Genomic DNA, 12,634 nt, shown 5'->3' with positions numbered 1-12,634 from the left:
ACCTGACCCGGGCGCACTGCGCCCGGGCATAAACAATAAAGCTGTACTTATTTTTTATTAGGGACATGACATGGGAAAGATGATGCCTTACTGGTGGCTCTCGTGCTGCCTGATATCTGTGCCCGCACTCTCCGCTAATCCGGCGGCGATGATCAATACCGGACAACTTCGCGAAACGCAGGAACTCCCCTCCCTGAATGGCCGCGTGGCGCCTGTGGTGGGCAATGCCGCCCCCGGCACGCTGCAGCTTGGCGATGCCGTCAACCGCGCCGTCACCTGGCACCCGGCCATCAGTGAAGCGGTGGGAAAGCTCTACCAGCAGAGCGAAGAGGTGGACGTCGCCAAATCGAAATACTACCCGCAAATTAACGCCGGAATGGACAACGGCTATACCCATGACGGCGATGATAACGGCTTCACGCCATCGCTGGTGCTCTCCCTCTCCCAGATGCTGTACGACTTTGGCAAGGTGGCAAGCCAGGTGCGTGCCGAAAACGCCGGGGTTGCCCAGCAGCAGGCCAACGTACTGGTGAGCATCGACACCATCGCCCACGATACCGCCATCGCCATGGTGGAAGTGCAAACCTGGCAGCAGATGGTCGACACCGCCAAAGAGCAGCTCGACGCCCTCTCCTCGATTGGCAAGCTGACCCGACTGCGTAACGACGAAGGGGCCACCTCGCTCTCTGACGTGGTGCAGACCGATGCCCGTATCGAAGGCGCCCGCGCCCAGCTGATGCAGTACCAGGCCAGCCTCGACAGCGCCCGCGCCACGCTGATGAGTTTTCTCGGCTGGAACTCCCTCAACGAGGTGGGGAACGATTTTCCGCAAAAGCTGGCCCGCAGCTGTGACATCGCCGAGCCGGACGATCGTCTGGTGCCAGCGGTGTTAGCGGCCTGGGCGCAGGCGAACGTCGCCCAGGCCAACCTCGACTACGCCAACGCCCAGATGACCCCGACCGTCTCGCTGGAGCCGGAAGTGCGTCACTACCTCAACGACCACTACGCGGGTAACGAAACGCGGGATCGCACGCAATACTCCGCGTGGGTGAAAGTGCAGATGCCGCTCTATCAGGGTGGTGGCCTCACCGCCCGGCGCAACGCCGCCGGGCACGCCGTGGAAGCGGCGCAGTCCACCATTCAGCGCACCCGCCTTGAGGTTCGCCAGAAGCTGCTGGAGGCGCGCAGCCAGGTGATGAGCCTGCTCAGCACCCTGCAGATCCAGGGTCGTCAGGAGGCGCTCAGCGCCCGCACCCGCGAGCTCTATCAGCAGCAGTATCTTGACCTGGGCTCACGCCCGCTGCTCGATGTGCTCAACGCCGAGCAGGAGGTCTACCAGGCGCGTTTCACCCAGCAACAGACCCTTGGCCAGCTGCATCAGCTGCAGCTCAACTGCCTCTACAACACCGGGCAGTTGCGCCATGCGTTCGATCTTGATAACCGCACCATCCAGACCGTGGAGATCCAGCCATGAAAGAGCGTGATATGCCGCAAGCTGAACCCATGACGGATGACGCCCTGGCCCAGTGGGCGCAGGCCTTTGGCTTTATTGCCACGCGCTACCGCGTCGCCTGCTCTCCCGGCGCGCTGCTGGCAGGCGCACCGTGGCTGAAAGGCAAACCGATGGTGCCCGCCCTCACCCAGCTCGCCCGCGAGGCGGGGCTGTCGTTTCAGCTGCTTACCGCCAGCCAGCAGTCGATCAACAGCTGGCGTCTGCCGGTGGTGGTGGCGCTAAACGACGGCAGGGTCGGGGTAATCGAACATTTCGACGGCGACGATACGCTGGAGGTCAGCTTCTTTGACGAGCAGACCTACACCAACCGTTTGTCGATGACGGCGATGCTGCCCGCCATCCGCCACGTCATCGCCCTGCGTCCGCTGGCAGCGCTGAAGGACAGCCGCGTGGACGCCTATATCTCAAAATACCGCCCGGACTGGCTCTACAGGCTGGTGATGCGCGACCTGCGCCCCTACAGCTGGGTGATGCTCGCCGCGCTGTTTATCAACGTGCTGTCGCTCTCCGGGATTGTCTTTTCCATGCAGGTGTACGACCGGGTGATCCCCGCCCAGTCCTACCCGACGCTGTACGTGCTGACCATCGGGGTGCTGATCGCCACCCTGTTCGGCTTCGTGCTGCGCGTGGCGCGCGGGCACATTATGGATCTGCTGGGCAAGCGCTCGGATCTGCGCGTCTCGGATCGCGTGTTCGGCCACGCCCTGCGGCTGCGCAACAGCGCCATCCCGCGCTCTACCGGGAGCTTTATCTCCCAGCTGCGCGAGCTGGAGCAGATCCGCGAGATGGTCACCTCCTCCACCATCTCGACGATTGTCGATCTGCCCTTCTTCTTACTGTTTGTGGTGGTGCTGGCGATTATCGCCCCGCAGCTGGCGTGGATCGCCCCGGTGGCGGCGGTGATCATGGTTCTGCCCGGTCTGCTGCTGCAGAAGAAGCTGGCGGAGCTGGCGAAACAATCCGCCCATGAATCGACCCTGCGCAACGCGGTGCTGGTGGAGAGCGTGCAGGGGCTGGAAGACATCAAGCTGATGCAGGCGGAAAACCGCTTTTTGCAGCAGTGGAACAGCTATATCCAGATCACCGCGGAATCTGGCCTGCGCACCCGCGAGCTGACACAGAACCTGATCAGCTGGGGGATGACCATCCAGAGTCTGGTTTACGCCGCCGTGATCGTGGTCGGCGCGCCGATGGTGATCGACGGCACGCTGACCACCGGTTCGGTGGTCGCCGCCTCGATGCTGGCCTCGCGCATGATCGCCCCCATGGCGACGCTGTGCGGCGTGCTGGCCCGCTGGCAGCAGGTGAAAGCGGCAAAAGAGGGGCTGGACAGCATTATGCAGTTGCCGACCGAGAACCAGCGCGAGGAGACGCCGATCCGCCAGGATGTGCTGCGCGGTCACTACCTGTTCGAGCAGGCGCAGTTTCGCTATCACCCGGAGGATCCGCGCATGGCGCTGCGCATCAACCGTCTGGAGATCAAGCCGGGCGAGAAAGTGGCGATCCTCGGGCGTAACGGCGCGGGCAAATCAACCCTGCTGCAGGCGATGGCGGGCGGGATGGATCTGGCCGGCGGCGAGCTGCGGCTCGACAACCTCAGCCTGCCGCACCTCGATGTCGCCGACGTCCGGCGCAACGTCGGCTTTATGACCCAGAACGCGCGGCTGTTTTACGGCACCCTGCGGGAAAACATCACCCTCGGCATGCCGCGCGCCACCGACGACGAGATTTTCGCCGCGCTGGAGTTAACCGGCGCGGCGAGCTTTGTGCAGAAGCTGCCGAAGGGGCTGGACTATCCGATCATGGAGAACGGCGTGGGGCTCTCCGGCGGCCAGCGGCAGTCGATCCTGCTGGCGCGCATGCTGCTGCGCGACCCGAATATCGTGCTGATGGACGAACCCACCGCCTCGCTGGATGAGCATACCGAACGGGAATTTATCCAGCGTCTGAGCGCCTGGCTCGGCCACCGTACGCTGATCGTCGCGACCCATCGCGTGCCGGTGCTGGAACTGGTCGAGCGGGTGGTGGTGCTCAAGGAGGGCATGCTGGTGATGGATGCCCCGAAAGCGCAGGCGCTGAACAACAGCCGCATGCAACAACAGCAGGCAGCCGCCGCAAGGGAGTGGAAAAATGAAAATCAGTCAGCGTGATGCCGCGGCAATGGACGATCTGGATAATGCGCTCGGTTCCGAAAGCGGCTACAGCGGCGCGCGACGAATCGTGATCCTCTCTCTGCTGCTGTTTATTGTCCTCGGGATCTGGGCCTGGTTTGGCATGCTGGATGAGGTCTCAACCGGTACCGGCAAAGTGATCCCCAGCTCGCGCGAGCAGGTTTTACAGTCGCTGGACGGGGGGATCCTCACCGAGCTGAACGTTCACGAGGGCGATCAGGTGCAGGCCGGACAGGTGCTGGCGCGCCTTGATCCCACGCGTTCAGAATCAAACGTCGGCGAAAGTGCGGCACGCTACCGCGCCTCGCTGGCCTCCAGCGCGCGCCTGTATGCCGAGGTGAACGATCTGCCGTTGAAGTTCCCCCCTTCGCTGAAGGAATGGCCGGAGCTGATTGCCGACGAAACGCGGCTCTACAACTCCCGCCGCGCGCAGCTTGAGGATACCCAGCGGGAGCTGCGCGCCGCGCTCGATCTCGCCAATAAGGAGCTGGCGATCACCCAGCGGCTGGTTAAAACCGGGGCCGCCAGCCACGTAGAGGTGCTGCGCCTGCAGCGGCAGAAAAGTGACCTGGAGCTGAAGCTTACCGACGTGCGCTCGCAGTATTACGTTCAGGCGCGCGAGGCGCTCTCGAAAGCCAACGCGGAGGTGGATATGGTCTCGGCGATCCTGAAAGGCCGTCAGGATTCCGTCACGCGCCTGACGGTGAAATCGCCGGTGCGCGGGATCGTGAAAAACATCAAGGTCACCACCATCGGCGGCGTGATCCCGCCCAACGGCGAGCTGATGGAGATCGTGCCGGTGGACGATCACCTGCTGATCGAAACCCGCCTCTCGCCGCGCGATATCGCCTTTATCCATCCGAACCAGGAGGCGCTGGTCAAAATTACCGCCTACGACTACGCCATTTACGGCGGGCTGCACGGGGTGGTAGAGACCATCTCCCCGGACACCATCCAGGACGAAGCCAAGCCGGAAGTGTTCTATTACCGGGTGTTTATCCGCACCAGCCAGGATTACCTGGTGAATAAAGCAGGCAGGCACTTCTCAATTGTGCCGGGGATGATTGCGACGGTGGATATCAAGACCGGGGAGAAAACGGTGCTGGATTATATGATTAAGCCGTTTAACCGGGCGAAGGAAGCGCTGAGGGAGCGGTGATGAAACGCCTTACATCATTTCCTGGAGCCGCCTCGCAGGATTGGATTTCTCCTGGATAACCTTGTTCTTTTTATGGTTAACCGGGCGTATGTTCCTCCCACGCCAGCAAAATCTGGCGTCGGGATTGGCATCCCGGTTAAACTTAATGGCGGCGTCAGCTCTTGTTGCGCCGTGCGTCTGGCTACATTCCAATGGTGGGCTGGGCGGGGGCGTCGCAAGACGCGCCGGTGTCCATTAAGGCCGGTAATGCCAACTCCGTTCAGTCCTGCCACCCGGGAAATTGGCATTTCTCTGGCAGTGTCATAATCACTTAATGGAAACTGTCATATGACCACCAGTAACGCACTTTTCACGACCCCTTTCGACTGCCACACCGACTTCATCGATCTTGCCGACAATTGCCAACGCTATTGCGAAGCGCTGGTGGAAGAGACCAATCCCGCCAGAAAAATAGCCCTCTGCGGTCGTCTTGCCTCGACGTTTGCCCTGCTCCGCCCAATGCTGCTGGAGCCTATCCCTGAGCATCTACAGGAACGTCTCACCGTCGATCGGTTTCCCGAACGTGAGCCTGTATTCAACATCGAATCCGACCAACTCTGCCGCTACTGCGAGGAAATTACCCAACTGTTGATTAGTGGCGCGCTCACGCCCGAATCCGCACGCGTGATGGGGGATTTGCTCTTTGAACTCACTGGATATTTTGCCGACCAGCTAAAAGCCCCGCGCTGGCTGAGGACGGAGGCTGGAATCGCGTTGCTGGGTTGAGGTGGTTTTCTCCCTCTCCCTGTGGGAGAGGGCCGGGATGAGGGCATCATACCGCACCTATTTTATATTTATAAACAGAACGTTAATGATGAATAACCAGGAAAAATTACGTCTCTCAGAACTGGCAGAGAGAATAAACACCGATCACACCACTACCAGCACTGAATGCTGGATGAATCTACAACAAAACGTAGAAATCGGGAGAAGGAGAATCGAATATCCCTGACATAGCCTCGCCACGCGCATTACCTTCGCCCAAAAGGGACTTCTTTAACCGCCCACTGCCCCGGCGTTTTACCGGTCCATGCTCTGAAAACCTCAATAAATGCGCTGACGCTGCTGTAGCCGCACGACAGCGCAATCCACCCCACCGGCTTCCCTGCGGCCAGCCACTCCATTGCCTGCATCACGCGTGCCAGCTGCCGCCAGTTAACGAAGTTCATGCCGGTCCCGGCACGAAACCGACGGTTGAACGTACGCACGCTCATCCCCGCCTGGCGGGCATGGTCCTCAACCGTCTGGTTATCATCGACAAACTGCAGCAAATGCCTGACCACGTTCTTCAGACGCGGATCCGTTGGCACGGGCAGAGAAAAGTGAACCTGGCGCGCCACGGCAAGCTCATCCAGCAGCAGGGTGAGCTTTCGCGGATCGTACTCGCTTTCTGCAACGCTTAAGCGGGAAAACAGTGCATGGGTAAGATCGTCAGGCTCGAACAGGGCGGGCACATCGGGAAGCCTTGCACAGCAGGCGGGGTCAAGATAGATGGCGCAGCCTTCTATCGCGCTTTCAGAAAAGGCGGCGTGCTGATTACCAGGCGGGATCCAGCCGATGTGTTTTGCCGGTACGACCGAGCGCCCCCGCTGCGACTCAATCACCAGCAGACCCGTTGTAATGCGCCACAGCTGGCCTGCACGGTGGCTGTGCCAGGGGGTTCGGTACCCGCCAGGGTGAAGGAGCGTTTCAGTACTGACCATGTCATGTTGACCGAAAATCGTTATTCATCGGCGTATTACAGAAACTGCGTCTTCTGCTGTCAAGGATAATGGCGACTTAACCACATAAGGAGCCCCTAATGAGCATAATCACATCCCTGATAGCTGACGCCGACAACGCCGCGCAGCGCGAAAAGATGGCGTGCCTGTTAACCCGCTTATTCAACGGCGATATCGATCCGGCAGAGGTCTTTACGCCCGATTACCAGCAGGTTACGGACGGTCACACGCTTGATTACCGGGGATTTATCCAGCATCTGAGCCACGTCAGCTCGCAGACTCGCACGATCGCCTTTACCGTGGCGGAAATAGCCTGTCATCACGAACTTCTGGCTGACCGGCATATCGTGACGGTCACGTATCCTGACGGTCGTCAGGCAGAGATCGAGGTTTACCTGTTTGCGACGCTGCGTGAAGGGAAAATCTGGCGGATCCATGAAGTCACGCGGGCCCTCAGCGGCGATGCTTCAGATCGCACGCTGGCTCATGCGACGGAATAACGTCACTCCGCCGGGCCCAGTACGGTTATACACCTCAACAAAACGTGTATTGCGCATAACGGCAGGAGCGCCATTATGCGCAGGTCTTTTACAGCGATTTTTTCAGGCGACGAACCGCTTCTTTCAGCTCTTCATCCGTTGGCGTGACAAACGACATACGCAGCGTCGAGTGGTCTGGCTCACTGCAGTAGAAAAATTCGCCCGGCACAAATACTACGCCGTTGCTTAACGTCTTTTCCAGCCAGCGCGTGGTATTACTACCCTTTTTCATATTCGCCCACAGGAACATGCCGCCCTTCGGCTTGTGGAACGACATCACATCGCCCAGCTCGGCTTCCAGTTCGTTGGCGAACGTCTGATACTTCTGACGGTAGGCTTCGCGGATCATTTTGATCTGCCCGGCCAGACGCCCGGTTTTCAGGTATTCGTAAGTCATCAGCTGCGACAGCGTGCTGGTGTGCAGATCGGTGGTTTGCTTCAGGTTCACCACCGCGCGCTTCAGCCACTCCGGTACCAGCACCCAGCCCACACGGGTGCCCGGCGCGAGAATTTTAGAGAAGGTTGAGGTATACACCACGTTCTCTTCGTTGCCGATATCGTTGGCATGGGCAATTAACGGGCGGAAAACTTCATCGGTGTAATTAATTTCACTGTACGGATCGTCTTCGATAATCACGAAGTCATAGCGCTTCGAGAGTTCCACCAGCTGTTTACGGCGCGCCTCAGACAGCGTAACGCCACCTGGATTACCGAATGTCGGCACAATATAAACCGCTTTGATGGGTTTATTTGCCACCAGGGCTTCGAGTTCATCCACTTTCATGCCGTCGCCATCGGTGCCAACGGATTCGAAATTCGCCTGCGCCAGACCAAAGACCTGCAGCGCGGCAAGATAGGTTGGGCGTTCGACGACGACGGTATCGCCTGGATTAATTAACGCGCGCGCCAGCACGTCGAGGGATTGTTGTGAACCGGAGGTCACGACCACGTCATCCGCTTTACAGCGGATCCCGCGCCCTTCGCAGATGCGCAGAATCTCTTCCCGCAGTCCCGGCACACCCTCGGTCAGACCATACTGGAAGGCTTCACCAAAATGCTGCGACAGTACGGCATCAGCGGCCATTTTCAGACCTTCGTGATCGAACAAGGCCGGGTTAGGAATACCCCCACCCAGCGAAATGACGCCTGCCATTTTGCTATGTTTTAATAATTCACGGATGGCGGAAGATTGCAGGCCCTGCGCGCTGCTGGCGAGTTTGTTTGCAGACATTCTTTGATTACCTTCTTTTTTATATTGTGCCCAATCTTAGCAGAATATGAGCAATAAATTCCGTTAGCTTCGGGAGGGGACGTAAATCCTGACGCCACAGTAAATGCACCGGTCTCGGCGCGGGTGTAAACGGCTCCAGAACCCGAACCAGTCTGCCGCTTGCCAGCTCTTCCGCCACCAGCACCTCCGGCTGCAGCAGCAGCCCCGCCCCGGCGCGCGCCGCCATACGTAAGCCGTAGCCGTCGTTGCAGCGTAAAACGGCATCACGCTTCCAGCGCACCTCGCCCTCCACACCCGGCAGCCGCCATTCGTTACGCGCGGTCCATACCGTGTGGGAAAGACAGAGATGGTCCACCAGATCGGCAGGCGTTTGCGGCGTACCGTGGCGCGCCAGATAATCCGGCGACGCGCAGATCACCATGTTGTAAGGGCACAGGTATTTCGCCACCAGATCGTCATTGCGGATATCACCAATGCGAATGGCCAGATCGACCCCCTCTTCCACCAGATCCACCATTCGGTTGGTGAGATCCAGTTCGATACGCACTGCCGGGTAGCGCTGCAAAAAGGTGGCGGTCAGCGGCGCGATAACGCAGCCGCCAAACGAGGTGGGTGCCGTCACGCGCAGGGTGCCGGCCGGCGCGGCACGCAGGCGTTCCACCGCGCTTTCGGCAATCGACACCTGCTCCAGCACCCGCTTCGCCTCGTCATAATAGACCCGTCCGGCGTCGGTCAGGCTTTGACGCCGCGTATTGCGCTCCAGCAAACGGGTGCCAAGCTGTGATTCCAGCAGCGCAATGTACTTCCCCACCATCACCGACGACATATCCAGCCGGGACGCCGCACCGGTGAAGCTGCCGCTTTCCACCACGGCGATAAACGTTTCCATGCCGCGAAGCTTATCCATATTACAAACCTCTGGTTAGCAATCTTCTAACTTTAGCCCAGTTTATCCGACTTTTAATTTATTAAAGAATGAAGGCTCATAACATGAGGAGTCGGCTATGAAAATCGTCATTATTGGTGCCAGCGGTACGGTTGGTCGTGCAGTAGCGGAAGAGTTGGGTCGTCGTCATGAGGTCATCCGCGTCGGCCGCACGCAGGGGGACTATCAGGTGGATATCACCTCGCAGGCGAGCGTCCAGGCGCTGTTTGAAAAGGTTGGCCCGGTGGATGCGATTGTCTCCGCCAGCGGCGGGTTGTACTTTGGCCCCCTCGCCACCATGAAGGACAGCGATTTCAATCAGGGGTTACAGGATAAACTGCTCGGACAGGTGCGCCTGGCGCTGACCGGCCAGCACTACCTGAACGATGGCGGCTCCATTACCCTGATTAGCGGGATTGTGGCGCACGAGCCCATCGCGCAGGGCGTCAATGCCACCACGGTGAATGCCGCGCTGGAAGGGTTTGTTCGCGCTGCCGCCTGCGAGCTGCCGCGTGGGATCCGCATCAACCTGATAAGCCCGACGGTCCTCACCGAATCGGTCGAAACGTACGACGGCTTCTTCCCGGGCTTTGAAAGCGTGCCGGCCGCCACCGTGGCGCAAGCCTATCGCCGCAGCGTGGAAGGCGTGCAGAGCGGCCGCGTTTACAAGGTCGGTTACTGATCCTTACGGGCGGAAATCAGCACCAGCATCGGGCGGTCTGCCTCTTCGGCCAGCGCGGGCCAGGCGTCAATCTGTGCCTGCGTTGGTCCCCATTCGTTCACTTCGCTTACCGTTAACCCGGCGGTGATCAGCGCGTTAAGCGTGCTGCCCAGCGTGCGGTGATACTTGATCACGCCGTCTGCCAGCCAGTTGCTGACGCGCTGGCCTTCGTCCTGATAGTGGTTCACGCCCCAGAAACGCACGCCGGCGTCATCGGTCAGCCAGCCCTGACGCGTCGCGCAGGTGTAAATCGGGTGCTCCATGGAAAAGACCAGGCTGCCGCCAGGTTTCAGCGCACGCTGAACGTTGCCAAACAGGGTGTTCAGCTCGGGCAGATAGTGCAGCGCCAGCGAGCTGTAGACCAGATCGAAACTGTTCGCTTTCATCGCCAGCGATTCCAGATCGCTACGTTGATACACAATCCCGTCATCGTGGGTCAGCTCTGCCGCACGGGCGAGCATTTTTTCGGAGATATCAACGCCGGTTACCGCAGAAGCGCCCAGCTCACGCGCTGCGCGGCAGAACCAGCCATAGCCACAGCCGAGATCGATAACCGATTTGCCGTGTAAATCCGGCAGCATGCTTTTCAGCGCAGGCCACTCCGGCGCGCCATTCAGGCCGTCTACCGAGCGCGGCAACTGGGCGTAACCTTCAAAAAAGGCGGGGTTGTCGTAGATATTTTGTGCCATCACGGACTCCTTCATTGCAACAGAGGCGAGGGTAAAACACCCCTCGCCCGTTGACAACTAAACCGTCTGGCGAATCAAAGCCTGCGCCGGATCTTCTCCACCATGGCTGCCGTTGAGATCCCGTAGCGATCGTGAAGCGTCGGGAGCGCACCTGCATCCAGGAAAGCATCTGGTAGCGCAACGGTATCAAAGTCGACATGCACGCGATGACGCATCAGCAGCGACGCCACGGCCTCACAAAGCCCCCCTACGGTGCTGTGGTTTTCGGCGACCACCACCAGCCGCCCAGGTTTCGCCGCCTGCGCCAGGATAGTCTCCTCATCCAGCGGTTTAATGGTGGGCGAATGCAGTACCGCCACGCTGACATTATCCTTACGCAGTTGCTTTGCGGCCTCCAGCGCGCGCATGGTCATCAGCCCTGAAGCGATGATCAAAACGTCGCTCCCCTCTTCCAGCAACACGGCTTTGCCCAGCGTAAACCGGTAATTGTACTGGTCCAGCACCACCGGCACCTTGCCACGCAGCAGTCGCATATACACCGGCCCATTGTGCGCCGCGATCGCCGGTACAGCCTGTTCGGTGTCTATCGCGTCGCAGGGATCGATGATAGTCATCCCCGGAATACCGCGCATAATCGCAATATCTTCCGTCGCCTGGTGGCTCGGACCGTAGCCCGTGGTTAACCCCGGCAGTGCAGCGCATATCTTCACGTTGAGATGCTCTTCGGCGATAACCTGATGAATAAAATCGTAGGCACGACGGGTGGCAAAGACCGCATACGTCGTGGCAAAGGGAATAAACCCCTCTTTTGCCATTCCCCCGGCCGCGCCCATTAAGAGTTGCTCCGCCATCCCCATCTGGAAGAAACGTTCCGGATACGCCTGGGCAAAGATATGCAGATCGGTATATCTCGACAAATCCGCCGTCATACCGACAACTTCCGGGCGCTGTTCCGCCAGCTTCACCAGCGCATGGCCGAACGGTGCAGAGCGCGTCTCCTGGCCGTCTTCCGCAATAGAGGCAATCATGGCCGACGTGGTTAAACGCGGTTTTTTCTCCGTTATCTGGCTCATTACAGCACTCCTTCAGGTTTGTTGGCATCCAGCACGGCGAGTGCCTTTTGCCACTCGTCAGCATCCACGCGAATAAAATGGTTCTTGTCACGTTGTTCGAGGAAAGGCACACCTTTGCCCATCAGCGTGTCGCACAAAATGACGCGTGGCTGGTTTTCGGGATAGCGTCTGGCGTTATCAAACGCCGCAACCAGCGCAGGGACATCGTTGCCATTTACTCGCTGCACGTACCAGCCGAACGAGGTCCATTTATCCTCCAGCGGCTCAAAGCCAAGAATTTTGTGCGAGTTGCCGTCTGCCTGCTGACGGTTAATGTCCACCAGCACGATCAGGTTCGACAGGCCATGGTGCGCTGCAGACATAGCCGCTTCCCAGGTTGATCCTTCGTCAAGCTCACCGTCCGACATGGAGTTAACGACCCATGCCGGGCTCTGCTTGTGCTTCAGCCCCAGCGCCATGCCGACTCCAATACTTAACCCCTGCCCCAGCGAACCACCGGAGATCTCCATGCCAGGCGTGTAAGTTGCCATACCGGACATTGGCAGGCGACTGTCGTCCGAGCCGTAGGTCTCCAGTTCCTCTTCAGGAATGATCCCCGCTTCAATCAGGGCGGCATAACAGGCAATGGCGTAATGACCGTGAGAAAGCAGAAAACGGTCACGGCCTTCCCACTCCGGCTCGTCCGGCTTGAGGTTCATACCGTGGGCAAACGCGGTGGCCAGTACGTCGGCATAGCCCAGCGCCTGCCCGATGTAGCCCTGCCCCTGCACTTCGCCCATGCGCAGCGCATAGCGGCGAATGCGCCATGCCGCCGCCTCAACCTGTTGAACTGTGGTATCCGTCATCGTCGGGT

General features: G+C 59.5%; 12 protein-coding genes. 6 read left to right on the top strand and 6 right to left on the bottom strand.

Annotated elements, in window-relative coordinates; all coding sequences use genetic code 11:
• Window positions 1-70: 70 nt before the first annotated feature.
• From ACTJJI_RS18615 to ACTJJI_RS18600, 4 genes are all read left to right on the top strand, one after another.
• A complete protein-coding gene (locus tag ACTJJI_RS18615) occupies window positions 71-1,474 on the top strand; it encodes a TolC family outer membrane protein (protein WP_440655142.1) in 1,404 nt (467 codons plus the stop codon).
• Complete coding sequence (locus ACTJJI_RS18610) at window positions 1,471-3,663, top strand: type I secretion system permease/ATPase (RefSeq protein WP_203461485.1); 2,193 nt, start codon at window positions 1,471-1,473, stop codon at window positions 3,661-3,663. Before ACTJJI_RS18615 ends, ACTJJI_RS18610 begins: the two co-directional genes overlap by 4 nt.
• Window positions 3,664-3,673: 10 nt before the next feature.
• Complete coding sequence (locus tag ACTJJI_RS18605; protein WP_125366275.1) at window positions 3,674-4,843, top strand: HlyD family efflux transporter periplasmic adaptor subunit; 1,170 nt, start codon at window positions 3,674-3,676, stop codon at window positions 4,841-4,843.
• A gap of 327 nt (window positions 4,844-5,170) precedes the next feature.
• On the top strand, window positions 5,171-5,608 hold the full coding sequence (locus tag ACTJJI_RS18600; protein ID WP_368529750.1) for a hypothetical protein: 438 nt from the start codon (window positions 5,171-5,173) through the stop codon (window positions 5,606-5,608).
• Between the two features lie 245 nt (window positions 5,609-5,853).
• Here the strand turns inward: ACTJJI_RS18600 and ACTJJI_RS18595 are convergent, their stop codons facing one another.
• On the bottom strand, window positions 5,854-6,585 hold the full coding sequence (locus ACTJJI_RS18595) for a helix-turn-helix domain-containing protein (RefSeq protein WP_194515797.1): 732 nt from the start codon (window positions 6,583-6,585) through the stop codon (window positions 5,854-5,856).
• A 98-nt stretch (window positions 6,586-6,683) separates the two neighbouring features.
• Between ACTJJI_RS18595 and ACTJJI_RS18590 the strand changes: the two genes are divergently transcribed.
• Window positions 6,684-7,103: a nuclear transport factor 2 family protein gene (locus tag ACTJJI_RS18590; RefSeq protein ID WP_014832984.1), complete on the top strand. Its 420-nt coding sequence runs from the start codon at window positions 6,684-6,686 to the stop codon at window positions 7,101-7,103.
• 88 nt (window positions 7,104-7,191) lie between these two features.
• Here ACTJJI_RS18590 and ACTJJI_RS18585 read toward each other — a convergent pair whose 3' ends face one another.
• On the bottom strand, window positions 7,192-8,373 hold the full coding sequence (locus ACTJJI_RS18585; RefSeq protein ID WP_440655139.1) for a PLP-dependent aminotransferase family protein: 1,182 nt from the start codon (window positions 8,371-8,373) through the stop codon (window positions 7,192-7,194).
• Window positions 8,374-8,392: 19 nt separating this feature from the next.
• Window positions 8,393-9,280 (bottom strand): LysR family transcriptional regulator, encoded by an 888-nt coding sequence (locus ACTJJI_RS18580; protein WP_046888501.1) that lies wholly within the window; start codon window positions 9,278-9,280, stop codon window positions 8,393-8,395.
• Window positions 9,281-9,377: 97 nt separating this feature from the next.
• Between ACTJJI_RS18580 and ACTJJI_RS18575 the strand changes: the two genes are divergently transcribed.
• The gene (locus tag ACTJJI_RS18575) at window positions 9,378-9,980 is read left to right on the top strand and encodes a short chain dehydrogenase (RefSeq protein ID WP_014832987.1); all 603 of its coding nucleotides are present in this window, start codon (window positions 9,378-9,380) and stop codon (window positions 9,978-9,980) included.
• Here the strand turns inward: ACTJJI_RS18575 and ACTJJI_RS18570 are convergent.
• The 3 genes from ACTJJI_RS18570 to ACTJJI_RS18560 form a co-directional block, all read right to left on the bottom strand.
• Window positions 9,974-10,708 (bottom strand): class I SAM-dependent methyltransferase, encoded by a 735-nt coding sequence (locus tag ACTJJI_RS18570; protein ID WP_014832988.1) that lies wholly within the window; start codon window positions 10,706-10,708, stop codon window positions 9,974-9,976. The two genes, ACTJJI_RS18575 and ACTJJI_RS18570, sit on opposite strands and share 7 nt — an antisense overlap.
• Window positions 10,709-10,782: 74 nt before the next feature.
• Window positions 10,783-11,781 (bottom strand): transketolase family protein, encoded by a 999-nt coding sequence (locus tag ACTJJI_RS18565; RefSeq protein WP_440655136.1) that lies wholly within the window; start codon window positions 11,779-11,781, stop codon window positions 10,783-10,785.
• On the bottom strand, window positions 11,781-12,626 hold the full coding sequence (locus tag ACTJJI_RS18560; protein ID WP_396000071.1) for a transketolase: 846 nt from the start codon (window positions 12,624-12,626) through the stop codon (window positions 11,781-11,783). The genes ACTJJI_RS18565 and ACTJJI_RS18560 overlap by 1 nt, the downstream gene beginning before the upstream one ends.
• Window positions 12,627-12,634 lie beyond the last annotated feature (8 nt).

The organism is Enterobacter sp. 22466, assembly GCF_052044775.1.
Lineage (GTDB): Bacteria > Pseudomonadota > Gammaproteobacteria > Enterobacterales > Enterobacteriaceae > Enterobacter > Enterobacter dissolvens.
The sequence above is the reverse complement of the archived record's forward strand: the minus strand, read 5'-3'. Positions and strand labels throughout refer to the sequence as shown.